This window comes from Microbacterium capsulatum, from assembly GCF_030865425.1.
Classification (GTDB): Bacteria; Actinomycetota; Actinomycetes; order Actinomycetales; family Microbacteriaceae; genus Microbacterium; species Microbacterium capsulatum.
Genome location: NZ_JAVFCB010000002.1, coordinates 500635 through 518899, shown reverse-complemented (window position 1 = coordinate 518899; position 18265 = coordinate 500635). Strand labels below are relative to the sequence as shown.

At 71.6% G+C, this 18265-nt stretch carries 20 protein-coding genes; 10 read left to right on the top strand and 10 right to left on the bottom strand.

What is annotated here, in order from left to right:
• Nucleotides 1–15 precede the first annotated feature (15 nt).
• Genes RBR11_RS05430 through pdhA form a run of 3 tightly spaced genes read right to left on the bottom strand, consistent with a single transcriptional unit; the run spans nt 16 to nt 3519 of the window.
• Nucleotides 16–1401, bottom strand: coding sequence for a dihydrolipoamide acetyltransferase family protein (locus RBR11_RS05430; RefSeq protein ID WP_308488280.1), 1386 nt, complete (start codon nt 1399–1401; stop codon nt 16–18).
• Entirely contained in the window at nt 1398–2408 is a 1011-nt protein-coding gene (locus RBR11_RS05425; protein ID WP_308488279.1) for an alpha-ketoacid dehydrogenase subunit beta, read from the bottom strand. The genes RBR11_RS05430 and RBR11_RS05425 overlap by 4 nt, the downstream gene beginning before the upstream one ends.
• A 1-nt stretch (nt 2409) precedes the next feature.
• Nucleotides 2410–3519, bottom strand: a complete 1110-nt coding sequence (gene pdhA / locus RBR11_RS05420; protein WP_308488278.1) for a pyruvate dehydrogenase (acetyl-transferring) E1 component subunit alpha — start codon at nt 3517–3519, stop codon at nt 2410–2412.
• Between the two features lie 161 nt (nt 3520–3680).
• On the opposite strand from pdhA, the gene RBR11_RS05415 reads away from it, so the two are divergent.
• A complete protein-coding gene (locus RBR11_RS05415) occupies nt 3681–4166 on the top strand; it encodes an Lrp/AsnC family transcriptional regulator (protein WP_308488277.1) in 486 nt (161 codons plus the stop codon).
• Here RBR11_RS05415 and RBR11_RS05410 read toward each other — a convergent pair.
• Nucleotides 4126–5025 (bottom strand): alpha/beta fold hydrolase, encoded by a 900-nt coding sequence (locus tag RBR11_RS05410; protein WP_308488276.1) that lies wholly within the window; start codon nt 5023–5025, stop codon nt 4126–4128. The two genes, RBR11_RS05415 and RBR11_RS05410, sit on opposite strands and share 41 nt — an antisense overlap.
• 91 nt (nt 5026–5116) lie before the next feature.
• On the opposite strand from RBR11_RS05410, the gene RBR11_RS05405 reads away from it, so the two are divergent.
• Nucleotides 5117–5854 (top strand): exonuclease domain-containing protein, encoded by a 738-nt coding sequence (locus RBR11_RS05405; RefSeq protein ID WP_308488275.1) that lies wholly within the window; start codon nt 5117–5119, stop codon nt 5852–5854.
• Between the two features lie 165 nt (nt 5855–6019).
• Here the strand turns inward: RBR11_RS05405 and RBR11_RS05400 are convergent, their stop codons facing one another.
• The 3 genes from RBR11_RS05400 to glgA form a co-directional block, all read right to left on the bottom strand.
• Nucleotides 6020–6277 carry a type B 50S ribosomal protein L31 gene (locus tag RBR11_RS05400; protein ID WP_308488274.1) on the bottom strand — a complete coding sequence of 86 codons (258 nt, stop codon included), beginning with the start codon at nt 6275–6277 and terminating at the stop codon, nt 6020–6022.
• 92 nt (nt 6278–6369) lie between these two features.
• Nucleotides 6370–7155 (bottom strand): ABC transporter ATP-binding protein, encoded by a 786-nt coding sequence (locus RBR11_RS05395; protein ID WP_308488273.1) that lies wholly within the window; start codon nt 7153–7155, stop codon nt 6370–6372.
• 17 nt (nt 7156–7172) lie between these two features.
• Nucleotides 7173–8357 (bottom strand): glycogen synthase, encoded by a 1185-nt coding sequence (gene glgA / locus RBR11_RS05390; RefSeq protein ID WP_308488272.1) that lies wholly within the window; start codon nt 8355–8357, stop codon nt 7173–7175.
• A 47-nt stretch (nt 8358–8404) separates the two neighbouring features.
• Between glgA and RBR11_RS05385 the strand changes: the two genes are divergently transcribed.
• From RBR11_RS05385 to RBR11_RS05375, 3 genes are all read left to right on the top strand, one after another.
• Nucleotides 8405–9649 (top strand): glucose-1-phosphate adenylyltransferase, encoded by a 1245-nt coding sequence (locus RBR11_RS05385; RefSeq protein ID WP_308488271.1) that lies wholly within the window; start codon nt 8405–8407, stop codon nt 9647–9649.
• Between the two features lie 66 nt (nt 9650–9715).
• Nucleotides 9716–10351 carry a phosphoserine phosphatase SerB gene (serB, locus tag RBR11_RS05380; RefSeq protein ID WP_308488270.1) on the top strand — a complete coding sequence of 212 codons (636 nt, stop codon included), beginning with the start codon at nt 9716–9718 and terminating at the stop codon, nt 10349–10351.
• A gap of 33 nt (nt 10352–10384) precedes the next feature.
• Nucleotides 10385–11077, top strand: a complete 693-nt coding sequence (locus tag RBR11_RS05375) for an alpha/beta fold hydrolase (RefSeq protein ID WP_308488269.1) — start codon at nt 10385–10387, stop codon at nt 11075–11077.
• A 46-nt stretch (nt 11078–11123) separates the two neighbouring features.
• Here RBR11_RS05375 and RBR11_RS05370 read toward each other — a convergent pair whose 3' ends face one another.
• Entirely contained in the window at nt 11124–11834 is a 711-nt protein-coding gene (locus tag RBR11_RS05370; protein ID WP_308488268.1) for a beta-ketoacyl-ACP reductase, read from the bottom strand.
• Nucleotides 11835–11953: 119 nt separating this feature from the next.
• On the opposite strand from RBR11_RS05370, the gene RBR11_RS05365 reads away from it, so the two are divergent.
• The 4 genes from RBR11_RS05365 to RBR11_RS05350 are packed head-to-tail and all read left to right on the top strand — an operon-like array spanning nt 11954 to nt 14072.
• Nucleotides 11954–12625 carry a DUF4190 domain-containing protein gene (locus tag RBR11_RS05365; RefSeq protein WP_308488267.1) on the top strand — a complete coding sequence of 224 codons (672 nt, stop codon included), beginning with the start codon at nt 11954–11956 and terminating at the stop codon, nt 12623–12625.
• A 45-nt stretch (nt 12626–12670) separates the two neighbouring features.
• Nucleotides 12671–13033: a DUF3099 domain-containing protein gene (locus RBR11_RS05360; RefSeq protein ID WP_308488266.1), complete on the top strand. Its 363-nt coding sequence runs from the start codon at nt 12671–12673 to the stop codon at nt 13031–13033.
• Complete coding sequence (locus RBR11_RS05355; protein WP_308488265.1) at nt 13030–13248, top strand: hypothetical protein; 219 nt, start codon at nt 13030–13032, stop codon at nt 13246–13248. Before RBR11_RS05360 ends, RBR11_RS05355 begins: the two co-directional genes overlap by 4 nt.
• Nucleotides 13245–14072, top strand: coding sequence for an SURF1 family cytochrome oxidase biogenesis protein (locus tag RBR11_RS05350; protein WP_308488264.1), 828 nt, complete (start codon nt 13245–13247; stop codon nt 14070–14072). The genes RBR11_RS05355 and RBR11_RS05350 overlap by 4 nt, the downstream gene beginning before the upstream one ends.
• A 112-nt stretch (nt 14073–14184) precedes the next feature.
• Here RBR11_RS05350 and RBR11_RS05345 read toward each other — a convergent pair whose 3' ends face one another.
• Both RBR11_RS05345 and RBR11_RS05340 read right to left on the bottom strand, forming a co-directional pair.
• Nucleotides 14185–15783, bottom strand: coding sequence for an ABC-F family ATP-binding cassette domain-containing protein (locus tag RBR11_RS05345; protein ID WP_308488263.1), 1599 nt, complete (start codon nt 15781–15783; stop codon nt 14185–14187).
• Between the two features lie 93 nt (nt 15784–15876).
• Nucleotides 15877–16920 carry an Lrp/AsnC family transcriptional regulator gene (locus RBR11_RS05340; RefSeq protein WP_308488262.1) on the bottom strand — a complete coding sequence of 348 codons (1044 nt, stop codon included), beginning with the start codon at nt 16918–16920 and terminating at the stop codon, nt 15877–15879.
• Nucleotides 16921–17027: 107 nt separating this feature from the next.
• On the opposite strand from RBR11_RS05340, the gene RBR11_RS05335 reads away from it, so the two are divergent.
• Nucleotides 17028–18248, top strand: coding sequence for an amidohydrolase (locus RBR11_RS05335; protein ID WP_308488261.1), 1221 nt, complete (start codon nt 17028–17030; stop codon nt 18246–18248).
• Nucleotides 18249–18265 lie beyond the last annotated feature (17 nt).

Here is an 18265-nt window from a genome sequence, read left to right as displayed (position 1 = left end):
AAGCGCGGGGCCGGCTCAGGCCAGCAGCATCGCCCGGCCCGGCTCCTGCAGCACGTCCGCGACGGCCTTGAGGAACTGCGACCCCTCCGCGCCGTCGACGACGCGATGGTCGAACGACAGGCTGAGCGTCATCACGTCGCGCAGGGCGATCTCCCCGTGGTGCTCCCACGGCATCCTGCGCACCGCGCCGAGCGCGAGGATCCCGGTCTGCCCCGGAGGCAGGATCGGGGTGCCGGCGTCGATCCCGAAGACGCCGATGTTCGTGAGCGAGAACGTGCCGCCGGTGAGGTCCGCCGGCGGGGTCTTGCCGCTGCGCGCGGTACGGGTGAGCTCCGCGATCGCCCCGGCCAGCTCGCCCAGCGGCATGCGCTCGGCGTCGCGGATGATCGGCACGATGAGACCGCGCTCGGTCGCCGCGGCGATGCCCAGGTCGACGAAGTGCTGCTGCACGATCTCCCCGGCCTCGGCGTCCCAGTGGGAGTTCAGGCCCGGATAGCGGCCCAGGGCCAGGCACACGGCCTTCGCGACGACGGTGAGCACGCCGATCCGGGGCGCGTCGGCCGCCGCGCCTGCGCGCAGGGATGCGATCAGCTCGGTCGTGGCGGTGACGTCGACGGTGTGGAACGTCGTCACGTGCGGGGCGGTGAACGCGCTCTGCACCATCGCCTCGGCGGTCGCCTTGCGGACCCCGCGGATCGGGACCCGGGTCGTGCGCCGCTCCCCCGTCGCGACGGAGCGCGGCGCCGGGGCGGCGGGCTCGGCCGCGGGGCGCGCGCCGAAGCCGGCGGTGCGCTCGGCGATCCGCTCGCGGTAGGCGTCGACGTCGGCGCGGGTGATCACCCGGTCGCCGAGCTCGGCGGCGACGAGGGTCAGGTCGACGCCCTGCGCCTTGGCGTAGGCGCGCACGGGCGGCGTGGAGCGCGGGCGCTCCCGGTGCTCGCGCACGGGCGGCGCCTCGTCGATCGCGTCGTGCGGGGCGGCGATCCGGACGTCGGTCTCGGCCGAGGCGACCACGGTGGCCGACCGGCGCGCACGGCGCATCGGCCGACCGGCGCTGGGCGCGGCGCCGTACCCGACGAGGTTCGGACCGGATCCCTCCTCGGCGTGCTCTGCGGCGGGCGCGGCTGCGGCGGGGGCAGCGGACGGCGCCGACTCCTCGGCGCCCTCGATCTCGAAGGCGACGAGCGGCGAGCCGACCAGGACCACGTCCCCGGCCGCAGCGTGCAGCGTCGTGATGACACCGGCATGCGGCGACGGCAGTTCGACGACGGCCTTGGCGGTCTCCACCTCGGCGAGGGTCTGGTTCAGCGTGACGGTGTCGCCCTCGGCGACGAGCCACTGCACGATCTCCGCCTCCGTGAGGCCCTCACCGAGGTCGGGAAGGAGGAACTCCTGCTTCATCGGTCGGCCCCCTCCAGCAGCTGGGCGTCGTCCATCACGCGGTCGACGGCATCGAGGATCCGGTCGAGATCCGGCAGATGGAACTTCTCCAGCTTCGCCGGCGGGTAGGGGATGTCGTGGCCGGTCACGCGCAGCGGGGCGGCCTCGAGCCAGGTGAAGCACTTCTCCGTGATGCTGGCGATGACCTCCGCGCCCAGCCCGGCCTCCCGGGCGGCCTCATGCACGACGACGACCCGTCCGGTGCGGCGCACCGAGGCGCACACCGTGGAGTAGTCCACCGGCGACAGGGAGCGCAGGTCGATGACCTCGAGCGAACGGCCCTCGGTGGCGGCGGCCTCGGCGGCGTCCAGGGCGGTGCGCACCATGGCGCCGTAGGTGATGATCGTCGCGTCGGTCCCCTCGCGCACGACCTTGGCGAGACCCATCGGCGCCGTGTCCGCCAGCAGGGTGTCCAGATCCACCTCGCCCTTGGCGTGGTAGAGCCGCTTCGGCTCGAAGAAGATCACCGGGTCGTCGCTCGCGATGGCCTGGCGGAGGCACGCGTAGGCGTCCTGCGGGTTCGACACGGCCACGACGCGCAGCCCCGCCGTGTGCACGAAGTACGCCTCCGGCGACTCGGAGTGGTGCTCGGCGGCGCCGATGCCGCCGGCCCACGGGATCCGGATCGTGATCGGCATCGGGACGGTGCCCTGGGTGCGGTAGTGCAGCTTCGCGACCTGCGACACGATCTGATCGAACGCCGGATAGACGAAGCCGTCGAACTGGATCTCCACGACCGGACGGTAGCCGCGCATCGCGAGTCCGACCGCGGTGCCGACGATCCCGGACTCGGCGAGCGGGGTGTCGATGATCCGCTCCGCGCCGAACTCCGCGAGCAGTCCGTCGGTGATCCGGAAGACGCCGCCCAGCTTGCCGATGTCCTCGCCGAGCAGCACGACCTTCGGGTCGTCCTGCAGCGACTGCTTCAGGGCGGCGCCGAGCGCCTTGCCCATCGTCATCTGCACCATCTCAGACCTCCTCGAACGACGCGAGGTAGCGTGCGAACGCCTCGCGCTCCTCCGCGATGCCGGTGTGCGGCTCCGCGTAGACGCCGTCGAACACCGCGAGCGGCTCGCGCGTGCTCATGCTGAGGCATGCGGCGCGCATCTGCATCGCCGACTCCTCCGCCTCGGCGGCGAAGCCGGCGGCGATCTCGTCCGTGAGCACGCCCTCGGCGCGCAGCAGCGTCTCGAGCCGCGCGAGCGGATCCTTGCCGCGCCAGTACTCCAGCTCGGCCGGGTCGCGGTAGCGGGTGGGGTCGTCGGCGGTGGTGTGCGGGCCCATCCGGTAGGTGACCAGCTCGAGGAACGCCGGCGAGCCGTTGCGGGCCTGCTCGAGCGCCCAGCGCGTCGCCGCGAAGCACGCGAGCACGTCGTTGCCGTCCACGCGCATGCAGGGGATGCCGAAGCCCGGGGCGCGCCCGGCGATCGGGTACTGAGACTGCACGGCCACGGGCTCGGAGATGGCCCAGTGGTTGTTCTGGCAGATGAAGACGACCGGCGCACGGTAGGAGGAGGCGAAGACCATGGCCTCGTTCACATCGCCCTGGCTGGTGGCGCCGTCGCCGAAGTAGGTGATCGCGACCTGGTCGGATCCGTCGTGCACGATGCCGAGCGCGTAGCCGACGGCGTGCAGGGTCTGCGCGCCGATGATGATCTGCAGCGGCGCCATGTGCATCACGGCGGGGTCGTAGGACGCCCCCTCCTCGCCGCGCCACATCCGCACGTAGTCGCCGGGCTTCGCGCCTCGGGCGAGCATCACGCCGGTCTCCCGGTAGCTCGGGAACACCACGTCGTCGTCGCGGAGCGCCCGGGCGGATCCGATCTGGGCGGCCTCCTGCCCCTGGCAGGGCGCCCACAGGCCGAGCTGGCCCTGGCGCTGCAGCGCGACGCCCTCGGCGTCGAGCCGCCGCAGCACGACCATGTCGCGCAGCAGGCCGAGCAGCTGCTCGAACGTGACGGCGGCGGCGTACGGGGCGAGATGCGGGTCGGACACGCGTCGTCCCTGCGGGTCGATCAGGCTCGCCGGCTGATCGAGGCCGGTGGCCGTCACGGTGATGGGGTCAAGATGGGTAGACATCGTCGTCCTCCTCAGTGGATCCCGCCTTCGTAGGGCGGTCTCCGTGCGTCTTCGCTCTTGCCCTGAGCGTACGTCTGCTCAGCACCTCGCTCAAGCATTCCCAGACGACTTGAGCATGTTGCCAATTTCGCCCGGAACCGCGGGTGCTACCCTTTGGCAACATGCCAACCCTCGACCGCACCGATCTCGACATCCTCGAGCTCCTCTCCGCCGATCCGCGCACCACCGTCGTCGCGCTCGCCGAGAAGCTGCGCCTGTCACGCAACACGATCCAGGCGCGCATGGCGCGTCTCGACCAGACGGGGGTGTTCCTCGCCTACGAGAGATCCTTCTCCCCCGCGGTGCTGGGCTTCCCGCTGCAGGCCTTCATCAACATCGGCGTGCGCCAGACCGAGCTCCCCCGGATCATCACCGAGCTCGCCCGCGTGCCCGAGATCGTGCAGGCGCACGGACTCAGCGGATCCGTCGACCTCCTCGCCCGGGTGGCATGCCGGGACGCGCGTCACCTGTTCGACACGGACGCGCGGATCCTCTCGATCGACGGCGTGGAGCGGACCGAGACCTCGCTCGCGATGGGCGAGGTGATCCCGTTCCGCGTGGCCGGGCTCATGGGGCTGGCGCGGCGGGAGGCCGGAGGAACCGCCTGATCGCACCGGCGGCCTCGGCCGGGGTCTCGTAGTGGATCAGGTGCCCGACGTGGGCGATCTCGACGAGCTCCGCATCCGGGAACAGCGTCACGAGCTCCCGCTCCGCCTCGATCGGGGTGATGTCGTCGCGCTGGGCGGCGACGAGCAGGGTCGGCACCGCGATCCGCGGGGCGAACTCGCGGACGTCGTGCGACACGCTCGTGACGAACGCCTCGCGCAGCACCTCGCGGTCCGCGAATCGGGAGAAGTACGTGTCGTGCTGGTCGTGCACGAAGCGGCGCAGGCGCGGATCCGTGGTCTTGGCCATCGCGCCGCTCATGATCCGCACGATGATCGGATTGCGCAGGAGCTCCGTTCCGACGCCCTGCGGCAGGCGCGCGCCGAGCGCGTAGTACAGGATGGCGAGCCGGGTGAGCAGCGCCTTCGGGCCCTCGAGCGCGGGGGCGCCGATCGGGTTCACCAGGATCAGCCGCGGCGTCTCCAGGCCTTGGGCGACCGCGGCGGAGGCGACGATCGAGCCGAAGGAATGCCCGAGGATCACCGCGCCGGGTGCGACCGCGGCGGCGAAGGCGGTCAGCCACTGCGCGTACACCTCGACATCGTGCTCCCGGCCCGGAAGCGGGGCGGTCTCGCCGAACCCGGGGAGATCCGGCATGATCATCCGGACCTCGGGAAGGTAGGCCACGACGGGCTCCAGCCCGTGGTGCTCGCCGCGGAAGCCGTGCACGGCGACGACGGTGACCTCCGCGTCCTCCGGGCCGTAGACCCAGTACGCGGTCGTGCCGCCGAGGACCTCGACCTCGCGGCGCTCGACGGGGACGCGGTCCAGGCGTGCGGCGTAGGGCGAGGGCACGGACATGCCCCGAGTCTACGGGCGGGTGCCCCCATGCTTCTGCGCGTCCGCCGCGCGCCGGGGCGACGATGTCCGCGGCTCCCCATACGGTGGCGGCATGACCTCCTCCCCGAGCCTCCCGTCGTGGCTGACCCGCGTCGGCGTCTTCGACCTCGAGACCACGGGAGTGGACGTCACGCGCGACCGGATCGTCACCGCGCACGTGGGCGTGCTCGACCATCACGGCGCCGAGATCGCGGCGCGCACCTGGCTCGCCGATCCCGGCATCCCGATCCCGGAGGCGGCCACCGCGATCCACGGGATCACCTCGGAGCGCGCCCGCCGCAACGGCTCCCCCGCCGCGCAGGTCGTCGCCGGCGTCGTCGCCGCGCTGCGGTCGCTGCTGGACCAGGGCGTGCCGGTCGTCGCCTACAACGCCTCCTACGACTTCTCGCTGCTCGCGCACGAGGCCCGGCGGCACGGCATCGCACCGCTGCAGGATCCGTCGCCGGTGATCGATCCGCTCGTGATCGACAAGGCGTACGACCGGTACCGGCCCGGCAAGCGCACGCTGGAGATCGTGGCCGCGCACTACCGGGTGGGGCTCACCGGAGCGCACGACGCCTTGGCCGATGCGGTCGCCGCGGGACGGGTCGCGCAGGCGCTCGCGCAGCGCTTCCCGATGCCGGAGACCGCGGTCGAGCTGCACACCCGCCAGATCGGCTGGGCACGGGCGCAGGCCGCGAGCCTGACCGACTACTTCGTGCGGATCGGGCGGATCGACCCGCAGGAGCGCCTGGACGGCCGCTGGCCGGTCCGCGAATCGGAGCAGGATCCGATCCGGGTCGACGCCTGAGCCTGCCCGCCGGACCTCTCCTCGTTCGCTGGTCGCGACACGCCGTCCGCGCGGGCTGAGAGCGGCGTGTCGCGACCAGCGAACAGGGACGGGCGAGCGCCTCCGCACGGATCTCTCCCCGGGGACGACGAAGGCCCCGCCGGAGCGGGGCCTTCGAGGAAGCGATTACTTGGCGGAACCGCCGAAGTTCTTGAAGCGCTGGTTGAACTTCTCGACGCGGCCGGCCGAGTCCATGATGCGCTGCTTGCCCGTGTAGAACGGGTGCGAGGCCGAGGAGATCTCGACATCGATGACGGGGTACTCCACGCCGTCCAGCTCGATCGTCTTGTCGCTCGTGACGGTCGAACGGGTGAGGAAGGTGTCGCCCGAGCCGAGGTCGCGGAACACGACGGCCTGGTACGCGGGGTGGATGTCAGTCTTCATGGGATTCCTTACGTGGTGCCCTGGATTGTGCCAGGGGCGAGGGAAGTCTGCGGTGCAGAGAGCACCAAGGATCGATTCTAGCAGACGGGCCGTCAGGACGCGGCGCGCGCCGCGTAGCGGCCCTCGGCGCGATCGAGCGTGATCGGCATGCCGAACGCGGCACTGAGGTTCTCCGCGGTGAGGGCCTCGTCGAGCAGCCCTGCGGCGACGATCCGGCCGTCACGGAGCAGCATCACATGGGTGAACCCGACGGGGATCTCTTCCACATGGTGGGTGACCATGATCATCGCCGGCGTCGTCGGCGACTGCGCGAACCCGCCGAGCAGGCTCAGCAGCTCCTCGCGGGAGCCGAGGTCGAGGCTCGCGGAGGGCTCGTCGAGCAGCAGCAGCTCGGGGTCCGTCATCACGGCGCGGGCGATCTGCACGCGCTTCTGCTCGCCGTCGCTGAGCGTGCCGAAGTAGCGCTCCGCGAGGTGCTCCAGATGCCACTGCTCCAGGACCCGCATCGCACGGCGCTCGTCGATCGTCTCGTACGACTCGTTCCAGCGGCCCATGACCGAGTACGCGGCGGTCATCACCGTGTTCAGCACGGTCTCGTCGCCGGGGATCCGGCGCGCCATCGCGGACGACGCGAAGCCGATCCGCGGGCGGATCTCGAACACGTCCGCGCGGCCGAGGGTCTCCCCCAGGATGTCTACGCGCCCGGCCGTCGGGTGCATCAGGGTGTCGGCGAGCTGCAGCAGCGTCGTCTTCCCCGCGCCGTTGGGTCCGAGGACCACCCAGCGCTGGTCGTCCTCGACGGTCCAGCTGAGGTTATCGACGATGTTGCGGCCGTCGCGGCGGACCACGACATCCGAGAATTCGAGGACGGCAGGCATGCCGCCAGCCTATCCGGTCAGGCGGTCAGCTCCGCGTACAGGGCCCGCGTCGTGTCGGCGATCGAGGCCCAGCTGAATTCCTCCGCGGCACGCGCCCGGCCGGCCTCTCCGTACGCCCTCGCGCGGTCCGGATCCGCGACGACCTCGGTGAGCACGGCGGCGAGATCCGCGACGTAACGGTCCGGGTCCACGGGCGTGCCGGTGCCGTCCTGCACCTGCTCGATCGGGACGAGGCGGCCGGTGACGCCGTCGGCGACGACCTCCGGGATCCCGCCCGTCGCCGTGCCGACCACGGCCGCGCCGCAGGCCATGGCCTCGAGGTTCACGATGCCCAGCGGCTCGTAGACCGACGGGCAGACGAAGCTCGTGGCGGCGGTGAGGATCGCGGAGAGCTCGTTGCGGGGCAGCATCCGCTCGATCCAGACCACGCCGTCGCGGGTGCTCTGCAGCCCGCGCACGAGCTCCTGCACCTCTGCCATGATCTCCGGCGTGTCGGGCGCGCCGGCGCACAGTACGAGCTGCACCTCCGGCGGCAGCTGCGCGGCGGCACGGAGCAGGTACGGCAGGCCCTTCTGCCGCGTGATCCGCCCCACGAAGACGACCGAGGGGCGATCCGGGTCGATGCCCTGCGCGCGGACGAAGTCCGGGTCGTGCACCGGGTGCCACGCCTCGACGTCGATGCCGTTGTGGATCACCCGCACTCGGGCCGGATCCACCTGCGGGTAGCTGCGCAGGATGTCGGCGCGCATGCCGGCGCTCACGGCGATGATCGCCGCGGCGTTCTCGTACGCGAGGCGCTCGATGCCGCCGGACACGGCGTACCCGCCGCCCAGCTGCTCGGCCTTCCACGGGCGCAGCGGCTCCAGGCTGTGCGCCGTGAGCACGTGCGGGATGCCGTGCAGCTGGGATGCGAGGTGCCCCGCGAAGTTCGCGTACCAGGTGTGGCTGTGCACCACGTCGGCCCCCGCGACGTCCGGGACGATCAGCAGATCCGTGCCCAGCGTCTGCAGCGCGGCGTTCGCGGAGGCGAGTTCTCCGGGCGTTCGATAAGCCGTCGTCCCCTGTTCATCCCGGTCCGCGCCGAACGCCCTGACCCGCACGTCGACCCCGGATCTCAGGGCCTTCACGAGCTCTGCGACGTGCACACCCGCGCCCCCGTAGATCTCCGGCGGGTACTCCTTGGTGATGATGTCGACGCGCATGACGTGAACGGTAGTACATCGTCGCGGCGTACCTCTATGGTGGACGCATGTCGGCACCAAAGAAGGTATTCGGGATCATCCTCGCTGGTGGCGAGGGCAAGCGACTGATGCCCCTGACGGCGGACCGGGCCAAGCCCGCGGTGCCGTTCGGCGGTCAGTATCGATTGATCGACTTCGCGATCTCGAATCTGATCAACTCCGGGTTGAGACAGGTCGTGGTGCTCACGCAGTACAAGTCGCACAGCCTGGACAGGCACGTCTCGCAGACCTGGCGGATGTCCGCCCTGCTCAACGCGTACGTCGCCTCGGTGCCCGCGCAGCAGCGCCTCGGCAAGCGCTGGTTCTCCGGCTCCGCCGACGCGATCCTGCAGAGCCTGAACCTGATCCTGGACGAGAAGCCGGACATCGTCGTCGTCATCGGCGCCGACCACGTGTACCGCATGGACTTCCAGCAGATGATCGACGCGCACATCGCCTCCGGGGCGAGGGCCACGGTGGCCGGGATCCGCCAGCCCCTCGCGCTCGCATCGCAGTTCGGCGTCATCGACGTCGCGGCGGACGGATCCGGGCGGATCCACCAGTTCCTGGAGAAGCCGTCCGACCCGACCGGTCTGCCGGACTCGCCGCACGAGGTGCTCGCGTCGATGGGCAACTACATCTTCGACGCCGACGCCCTCATCGAGGCGGTCGAGGCCGACGGCGAGCTGGCCACCTCGAACCACGACATGGGCGGCGACATCGTCCCGTACTTCGTGGACCGCGGCGAGGCCGGCTTCTACGACATGAAGCAGAACGAGGTGCCGGGGTCGTCCCCGCGCGACCGCGCGTACTGGCGCGACGTGGGCACGATCGAGTCGTTCTTCGACGCCCACATGGACCTCATCTCCACGCTGCCGGTGTTCAACCTGTACAACATGGAATGGCCGATCCACGCCCAGGCGGTGAACTCCCCGCCGGCCAAGTTCGTGCGCGACTCGGTGGGACGCATCGGCAACGCGATCGACTCGATCGTGTCCCTCGGCTCCGTGCTCTCCGGCACCCACCTGGAGCGCAGCGTGGTCGGCCCGTGGACGCTCGCGGGAGGCGGGTCGACGATCACCGACTCCGTACTGTTCGACGGCGTGCGCATCGGCCAGGGTGCCCGTGTGCACCGCGCGATCCTGGACAAGAACGTGGTGCTGGCGGACGGGGCCACCGTCGGCGTGGACCGGGAGCGCGACCTCGCCCGGGGCTTCACCGTGACCGACTCCGGACTCACGGTGGTCGGCAAAGGCGTGCGCCTGGAGCGCTGACCCACCAGGACCCGGGCGGCCGACACACGACCGGATGCCGCCCGGACCGCCCGCTACGCTCGTCGGGTGACCTCCGCGCGCCTCCTCGTCGTCCTCGATGCCGATTCCACGCTGATCCGGAACGAGGTGATCGAGCTCCTCGCCGAGGAGGCCGGCCGCCGCGACGAGGTGCAGGCCGCGACCGAGGCAGCGATGCGCGGCGAGGTCGACTTCGCGACGAGCCTGCGCTCGCGCGTCTCCGCGCTGGCCGGAGTCCCGGTCTCGGCGTTCCCGCGCGTGCTGTCGCGCATCGAGCCGACCCCCGGGGTGCGCGAGCTGATCGACGCCGTGCACGCCCGCGGCGGCATCGTCGGGGTCGTCTCCGGCGGTTTCCACGAGATCCTCGACGAGGTGGCGCCCGCTCTCGGCGTGGATCTGTGGCGGGCGAACCGGCTCGAGGTCGTCGACGGCGCCCTCTCCGGACGGGTCGACGGTGCGATCGTGGACGCGGACGCCAAGGCGGCGGCCCTGCAGGAGTGGGCCGGGGACCACGGCGTCGCCGCCCGCGCGACGATCGCGATCGGCGACGGCGCGAACGACCTGCGGATGATGGCGGTCGCCGGCCTCGGGCTGGCGTTCAACGCCAAGCCGGCCGTGCGCGCCGCAGCCGCGCTCGTGGTCGGACCGCAGGATCTCTCCGAGGTCATCCCGCTGCTGCCGTAGCGGATGTCGGAGGCGCCGCCTAGCGTCGGGGACATGGACATCATCCTCGTTCCCGGTCTCTGGCTCGACGCGTCCTCCTGGGATCCCGTGCTCGGCCCTCTCCGCGCCGCAGGACACGCACCCCATCCCCTGACCATGCCCGGCGTCGGCGAACCGGCCGCCTCGTCGGCCGATGTGGGCATCGCCGACTGGGTCGACGCCGTCGTCACGGCCATCGACGAGACGGCCGGCGACGTGGTCCTCGTGGGGCACTCCGGCGGCGGGAACGTCGTCTGGGGAGCCGTGGACGCCCGCCCCGATCGCGTCGCCCGTGCGGTGTTCGTGGACACAGTGCCTCCGCCGGACGGATCCGGAATCAGCGAGTTCGAGGTCGTGGACGGGGTGATCCCGTTCCCCGGGTGGGACTTCTTCCCCGACGAGGACGTGCGCGACCTGGACGCGCAGACCCGCGCCCGCACCGCGCCCGAGGCGCTCAGCGTGCCGGCACGCGTGCCGACGGATCCGATCGCCCTCGGCGACGAGCGCCGCTACGACGTCCCGGCGACGCTGCTGATGGGCGCACTGACCCAGGAGGAGCTGGAGGGATACCTGGCGCAGTGGGGCGCCTACGGCGACGAGTACCGGCGGATCCGCGACGCGGAGGTCGTGCGGATCGGCTCCGGGCACTGGCCGCAGTACTCCGTGCCGGACCGGCTCGCCGAGCTGCTCGTCGCCGCGATCCGCTGAGCATGCCGGGAGCCGGGCACCTGGCGATGACGTCCGTTGCGGCGTGTCAGTGCCCCATGCCGAGGCCGCCGTCCACCGGGATGACCGCGCCGGAGATGTACGCCGCGTCGTCCGAGGCGAGCCAGGTGACGACGCCGGCGACCTCGTCCGGCGAGGCGAACCGGCCGGCCGGGATGCTGGCCTTGTACTGCTTCTGCGTCTCCTCGGTCAGCTCCGCCGTCATGTCGGTCTCGATGAAGCCCGGGGCGACGACGTTCGCGGTGATGCCGCGCGCACCGAGCTCACGGGTGAGCGAGCGGGCGAAGCCCACGAGCGCGCTCTTCGAGGCGGCGTAGTTGATCTGGCCCGCGGATCCGTAGAGCCCGACGACGCTGGAGATGAGGATGACGCGGCCTAACCGCGCCTTCAGCATGCCCTTCGAGGCGCGCTTGACCACGCGGAACGAACCGCCCAGGTTGGTCGACACGACGCTGTCGAAGTCTTCCTCCGTCATCCGGAGCAGGAGCGTGTCCTTGGTGATCCCGGCGTTCGCGACGACGATCTCGACGGGGCCGAGCTTCTGCTCGACCTCGGTGAAGGCCGCGTCGATCGCCGCGGCGTCGGTCACATCGGCGCGCACGGTCAGCGTCCCCTCCGGGCCCTCGCCGCTGCGGGCGGTCACCGCGACGCGGTAGCCGTCCCTGACGAAGCGCTCGGCGATCGCGCGGCCGATGCCGCGGTTCCCACCGGTGACGAGGACGACGCGGTCAGTGCTCATGCAGGCTCCCAAGGGGTGAGGTGTACGGCACGCAAGCCTAGCGACCGGATCCGCCCCCGGGAATTGACACGGCCCGGGCGGAGCGGAAATGTTTCTCATGAACGACGAGGAGCGATCCGATGAGCAACGACCAGGGCGGATATCCGCAGCAACCCGGGCAGGAGCCGCCGGCAGATCCGGGCGTCCCCGGGCCCCCGCAGCAGCCCGCGTACCCGGGCGCGGCCCCCGCGCCGCAGCAGCCCGCGTACCCCGTCTATCCGGCCCCGGCCCAGCCCGCCGCACCGCCGCAGCCGGCGCCCCCGCAGGGAGCTCCGGCCTACCCGGGTGCGACGCAGCCCTCCGCGCCGACCTATCCGGCTCCCGCCTACCCCGCCCCCGCCTACCCGGGAGCCGCTCCGCAGGCCCCGGTCTATCCCGGCGCGGGCGCCCCGGGCGCGCCCGTCTACGGCCAGCAGTACGGCCAGCAATACGGTCAGCCGTACGGTCAGCCGTACGCCGTGCCCAAGAAGAGCAACGGGCTGGCGGTCGCCTCGATGATCTGCGGGATCGCCAGTGCGGTGTTCTGCTGGGCGTACCTGATCCTGCCTCTGCTGCTCGGCATCCCCGCCGTCATCATGGGGCACATCTCCCTCAAGAGGATCAAGAACGATCCCCAACTGGGCGGCAGGCCGCTCGCCATCACCGGTCTCATCACCGGTTATGCCGGCATCGGCCTGGGCGTCATCGTCGGGGCGTTCATCATCGTCGCGATCTTCTATGCGGTGTCGCTGAGCAACACCTACGGCTACTGACGGACGGACGCCGGGCAGGTCACGGCGGCGTAGGCTGGAGTCATCGTGAAGAGGACTCCAGACGCCGCTGTGACCTCCCTGCCGCGCGCACCGCGCGACGAGGAGCGCGGACGTGTGCGCCATTACGTCATCACGATGGGGATCCGCGTCGTCTGCTTCCTCCTGATGTTCCTCGTTCAGCCGTTCGGCTGGTGGACCTGGGTGTTCGGGATCGCCGCCGCGGTCCTCCCGTACATCGCCGTCGTGACGGCGAACGCCGGCGGCGACTCGGTCGAGACCGCGCTGGAATCGCCGCAGCAGGGCATCGGAGCGGCGCCGACCACCCCGCCGACCGCGCCGGCGACGCCCCGGATCATCACGCTGAACGAGAGCGCGGTCTCGGCGCACGGCACCGAGTCGCACCCGTGAACGCCGCTCGTCCCGAGGTGAAGTGCTCGCGCGCGGGCTGCCGTGCCCGCGCCACGCACCGCATCGTCTGGCGCAACCCGCGCATCCACGGACCCGAGCGGGAGAAGGTCTGGCTCGCCTGCGACGAGCACCTCGCGTTCCTGCAGGATTACCTCCGCGCCCGGGACTTCCCGGTGCGGGTGGACACCGCGATCGGAGAGGGCGAGCTCGGATGATGCGTCAGCGTCTGCTCCGCTGGGCCGGCTACCTCGGCGTCGCGATCGTGTTCGCGCTCGTGTGCGCGTACCTCTCGAACTGGCAGTTCTCCCGCAACGAGGGGCGGCAGACCCAGCTCGACCTCGTGCAGGAGAACTACGACGCGAAGGCGGTCCCGCTGGCGAGTCTGCTCGCCCCCGGCGCGACGATGCGCGCGGGCGACGAGTGGCACCCGGTGCAGATCCGCGGCGAGTACCAGCCACAGGATCAGCTCCTCGTGCGCAACCGTCCGCACGGCGGGACGAGCGCGTTCGAGGTGCTCGTGCCCCTCAGGACCGACGACGGCCGGATCTTCATCGTCAACCGCGGCTGGGTGCCGCCGGGCGACAAGGACGTGCCGACCTCCGTGCCCGCACCGCCCCGCGGCGAGGTCACGGTGACCGCGCGGCTGCGACCCGGCGAACCGCTGCCGCCGTCCGGACGGGGGGCGCCGAACGGCCAGGTGCCCAGCATCAACCTGCCGCTGGTCGCGGACGACATCGGCGGATCCGTGCCCGTGGCCACCGGGGCGTACGGCGAGCTCGTCAAGGAGTCCCCCGCGCCCGCGACCCGTCCGTATGCGTTCGACGCCCCCTCGAACGACCCCGGCCCGTTCCTCTCCTACGCGATCCAGTGGATCCTGTTCGCGGTGATGGGCTTCGTGTTCATCGGTTACGTGATCCGCACCGAGGTCGTCAAGCACCGCGACGAGGCGGCCGGCCGTCCGCCGCGCGAGCCGCGCCGGCGCCGCGACCGGGACATGGACGACGAGGACGCCCTGCTGGACGCCGTCGAGCCGCGCTGACGGCGTTCCGACTCGCCGGCGGCTCGTTCGACGGCCGGGACGGTCCGCCGGAGGCGGCTCGCCCGATCGGTCCGTGAGCCCGTCGAAGGGACCTCGCCGACCCTGACGAGCCTCAGGCGAGCTCGATGAGCTCCTGGTACTCCTTCGACCAGATGTCCTCGACGCCGTCCGGCAGGATCAGCACCCGCTCGGGGTTCAGCGACTCGACGGCGCCCGGATCGTGCGAGACGAGCACGACCGCGCCCTCGTAGTGCGCGAGCGCGCCGAGGATCTCCTCGCGCGAGGCCGGGTCGAGGTTGTTGGTCGGCTCGTCGAGCAGCAGCATGTTCGCCGAGGACACCACGAGCGTCGCGAGCGACAGACGGGTCTTCTCACCGCCGGACAGCACACCCGCGGGCTTGAGCACGTCGTCGCCGGTGAACAGGAACGATCCGAGCACCTTCCGAGCCTCGGTCTCGTTGATGTCCGGCGCGGCCGACATCATGTTCTCGAGCACCGACCGGTGCACGTCGAGGTTCTCGTGCTCCTGCGCGTAGTAGCCGACCTTCAGGCCGTGGCCGGGCTCGAGCTGCCCGGTGTCGGGCGCGTCGACGCCCGCGAGGATCCGCAGCAGGGTCGTCTTGCCGGCGCCGTTCAGGCCCAGCACGACGACCTTCGATCCGCGGTCGATCGCGAGGTCGACGTCGGTGAAGATCTCCAGCGATCCGTAGGACTTGGACAGTCCCGACGCCATGAGCGGCGTCTTGCCGCAGGGCGCCGGCTTCGGGAAGCGCAGCTTCGCAACCCGGTCGACCTGGCGGATCTCCTCCAGCCCGCTCAGCAGCTTCTCCGCACGGGCGACCATCTGGTGCGCGGCGGCGGCCTTGGAGGCCTTCGCGCCGAACCGGGCGGCCTGCTGCTGCAGCGAGGTGGCCTTCTTCTCGGCGTTGGCGCGCTCCTTCTTCCGGCGCTCCTCGTCGGCCACCCGCTGGCGCAGGTAGTTCTTCCAGTTCATGTTGTAGATGTCGATGACCTGGCGGTTCGCGTCGAGGTAGAACACCCGGTTGACGGTCTCGCCGACGAGCTCGACGTCGTGGCTGATGACGATCAGCCCGCCCCGGTAGCTCTTGAGGAACTCGCGCAGCCACACCACGCTGTCCGCATCGAGGTGGTTGGTCGGCTCGTCGAGGATCATCGTGTCGGCGTCGGAGAAGAGGATGCGGGCGAGCTCGATGCGCCGGCGCTGACCGCCGGAGAGGGTCTTCAGCGGCTGGTCGAGGATCCGGTCCGGCAGCGACAGGTTGTGCGCGATCGAGGCGGCCTCGGCCTCGGCCGCGTAGCCGCCGAGGGCTTCGAAGCGCTCGGTGAGATTGCCGAACTTGCGCATCGCCCGCTCGGCGATCTTGGGATCGTCCGATGCCATGTCGTGCGACGCCTGCGAGATGCCGAGCTGCAGCGAGCCGAGGCCGCGCGCATCCAGGATCCGCGTGCGCGCGAGCATCTCCGGGTCGCCCGTGCGCGGGTCCTGCGGCAGGTAGCCCAGCTCGCCGGAGCGCGTCACGGAGCCGTCGGACGAGATCAGGTCCCCTGCGAGGACCTTCGTCAGCGTGGTCTTGCCGGCGCCGTTGCGGCCGACGAGACCGATCTTGTCGCCGTCGGCGACACGGAAGGAGACGTTCTCCATGAGCAGACGCGCTCCGACGCGGATCTCGAGGTCGTGCACGGCGAGCACAGCGGACGTCCGTTCTTTCGCAGGGGGGTGAGCGGCCGGATGGCCAGCCTCCCAGTATAGGCGGCCGCGCCGGGGCCGATCCTGCGCGGGCGCTCAGGCGGAGTGCGGCGCGCGCGGCGCCTGCCCCGGGTAAGGCTCGTACGGGACGATCCTCCCCGTCGCCTGACCGTTCTCGTCCAGGATCCGCCCCATGTGCTTCACGATGCGCATCACCAGCGAGCGATCCTGGATGCGCGCACCGGGAGCCGCCCGCTCGAAGGCCACCTCGAACGTGTGGATCGCCGCGAGGTCGCGCACCCACACGGCGAGCATCAGGTTGTACCGGCTCGCCGTGAGCGCGGCGAGCCGGATCTGCGGAACCCTGCCGAGCTCGGTGCGCAGCTGCTCGACGATGCTCGCCGGCGCCTCGATGAAATACCAGGCGTACACCGGCCAGTCCGACCACCGTCGCGCGATGTCGGTCCGCAGCCGCAGCTCGCCGGACCGCCGCAGCGTCGCGATGGCGTCGACGACCCGCTGCGGGCTCACCGACCAGCGCTCCCCGATCGCCGCCGCCGTCGCACGCCCGTCGACGGCGAGCTCGTACCGGAGGATCTCCCGCAGCGGCGCCGAGACCGTCGCGGCCGCCCGCGGCCTCGGCGGCGGGACGGCCGGCAGCGCCAGGCGCTCCTGATCGCTCAGCGCCCGCAGGCGCCAGTCGCCGCCCTCGAGCAGCAGGTCGATCCAGGGGTGCGTGCGCAGCGACCGCACCCCCGGCAGAGCCGCGATCCGCCCGGTCACATACTCGCCCAGCGCATCGATGCTGCCGCACGACGCCGTGACGAGGAGATCGCGGGAGCCGGCGGTCTGATCCAGCACCAGGACCTCGGCGTCCTCGGCGAGGGCCGCCGCGGTCTCCTCGACACGGCGCGGCGCGCATTCGACCTCGATCATCGCGGCGCCGGGGAGCGTGGCCCCGCCGAACCGCCCCGTGATCCAGGCGATGCCGTCCTCGTGCAGCCGCTGCCAGCGCCGGGACAGGGTGGCCGGGTCGGCGCCCACGACCGGCGCGAGCGCCGTCCAGGTCGCCCTCGGCTCGACCTGGAGCGCGTTGAGGAGTCGGCGATCGAGAGGATCGAGCACGGTTTCGTGCGGCATGATCCATCTTCCCGCAGATTCCGTGCGATATCACCCATCGAGATCCGGCTTCCTCACACTGGAAGGGACCGGCCGCGCACCGCGGCATCCGACGCGAAGGAGCCGCGATGACCGCATCCACGACCGACGTCGCTCTCAAGGCGAGGGCCGAGGCCGAGATCGGCGCCCGGCGCGAGCAGCTGCTCGCCCTCAGTCACGCCATCCACGCCGACCCCGAGCTGTCCTGGCAGGAGCACCGCGCGGTCGCGCGCATCGCCGAGATCCTGGAGGGGGCGGGCTTCGCCGTCGAGGTCGGCGCGTACGGCGTCCCCACCGCGTTCGAGGCCGTCTACGGCGACGGCGACCTGACCGTCACGCTGTGCGCCGAGTACGACGCGCTGCCGGGCGTCGGCCACGCGTGCGGCCACAACGTGATCGCGACCGCGGGCGTCGGCGCCGCGCTGGCACTGGTGCCGGTGGCCGAGGCCGCGGGCCTGCGGGTGAAGCTGCTCGGCACGCCGGCCGAGGAGCACGGCGGCGGCAAGGTCGCTCTTCTCGAGGCGGGGGCCTGGGAGGACAGCGACTTCTCGATGATGGTGCACGGCTACACCGGGGTCGATTTCTCCGCGGACGCGTTCCGCTCGACCGCGGTGGAGCGCTTCGAAGTCGAGTTCACCGGCCTGACCGCGCACGCCGCCGCGGCTCCGGAGAAGGGCGTCAACGCCGGCGCCGCCGCGACCCTCGCCCTGACCGCGATCGCGCTGTTCCGCCAGCACATGGGGCCCGAGGTCAACATCAACGCGTTCATCAGCCACGGCGGCGATGCCACGAACATCATCCCCGACCGCACGGTCGTGCAGGCCGAGGTGCGCGCAGCCGACGTCGACGTCTGGCGCCGCACGAAGAAGCGCGTGCTGTCCTGCTTCGAGGGCGCCGCGATCGCCACGGGCTGCGACTGGAGCTGGCGGTCCACGGAGTACCCGTACGCGCCCGTGAAGAGCGACCCCGACCTGGCCCGGCTCTGGGACGCCAACATGCCCGCCCTCGGGCGCACCCCCTCGACCGAGCGCGGCCTCGGCGGCGGATCCACGGACATGGGCAACGTCACGCAGGTCGTGCCCGGGATCCACCCGATGATCGCATTCCTCGGCGAGACGGCCGTGCCGCACAACCCGGACTTCGCCGCCTCCGCGGTCACGCAGGGAGGCGACGACGCCGCGATCGACGGTGCGCTGCTGCTCGCGTGGACCGCGCTCGACGCCGCCGTCGATCCGTCGCTGCGGGCGGACCTGCAGCGCCGTCGCGCAGAACGCCCCGCCGGCGCGACCCGGGTCACGATCGAGACCTGATCCGCCTCCTCCCCGCC

Bases quoted from the DNA above. Each gene is read 5' to 3' on its own strand.
- RBR11_RS05430 (WP_308488280.1), bottom strand. From the start codon at position 1,401: ATGAAGCAGGAGTTCCTCCTTCCCGACCTCGGTGAGGGCCTCACGGAG.
- RBR11_RS05425 (WP_308488279.1), bottom strand. From the start codon at position 2,408: ATGGTGCAGATGACGATGGGCAAGGCGCTCGGCGCCGCCCTGAAGCAG.
- pdhA (WP_308488278.1), bottom strand. From the start codon at position 3,519: ATGTCTACCCATCTTGACCCCATCACCGTGACGGCCACCGGCCTCGAT.
- RBR11_RS05415 (WP_308488277.1), top strand. From the start codon at position 3,681: ATGCCAACCCTCGACCGCACCGATCTCGACATCCTCGAGCTCCTCTCC.
- RBR11_RS05410 (WP_308488276.1), bottom strand. From the start codon at position 5,025: ATGTCCGTGCCCTCGCCCTACGCCGCACGCCTGGACCGCGTCCCCGTC.
- RBR11_RS05405 (WP_308488275.1), top strand. From the start codon at position 5,117: ATGACCTCCTCCCCGAGCCTCCCGTCGTGGCTGACCCGCGTCGGCGTC.
- RBR11_RS05400 (WP_308488274.1), bottom strand. From the start codon at position 6,277: ATGAAGACTGACATCCACCCCGCGTACCAGGCCGTCGTGTTCCGCGAC.
- RBR11_RS05395 (WP_308488273.1), bottom strand. From the start codon at position 7,155: ATGCCTGCCGTCCTCGAATTCTCGGATGTCGTGGTCCGCCGCGACGGC.
- glgA (WP_308488272.1), bottom strand. From the start codon at position 8,357: ATGCGCGTCGACATCATCACCAAGGAGTACCCGCCGGAGATCTACGGG.
- RBR11_RS05385 (WP_308488271.1), top strand. From the start codon at position 8,405: ATGTCGGCACCAAAGAAGGTATTCGGGATCATCCTCGCTGGTGGCGAG.
- RBR11_RS05375 (WP_308488269.1), top strand. From the start codon at position 10,385: ATGGACATCATCCTCGTTCCCGGTCTCTGGCTCGACGCGTCCTCCTGG.
- RBR11_RS05370 (WP_308488268.1), bottom strand. From the start codon at position 11,834: ATGAGCACTGACCGCGTCGTCCTCGTCACCGGTGGGAACCGCGGCATC.
- RBR11_RS05365 (WP_308488267.1), top strand. From the start codon at position 11,954: ATGAGCAACGACCAGGGCGGATATCCGCAGCAACCCGGGCAGGAGCCG.
- RBR11_RS05350 (WP_308488264.1), top strand. From the start codon at position 13,245: ATGATGCGTCAGCGTCTGCTCCGCTGGGCCGGCTACCTCGGCGTCGCG.
- RBR11_RS05340 (WP_308488262.1), bottom strand. From the start codon at position 16,920: ATGCCGCACGAAACCGTGCTCGATCCTCTCGATCGCCGACTCCTCAAC.
- RBR11_RS05335 (WP_308488261.1), top strand. From the start codon at position 17,028: ATGACCGCATCCACGACCGACGTCGCTCTCAAGGCGAGGGCCGAGGCC.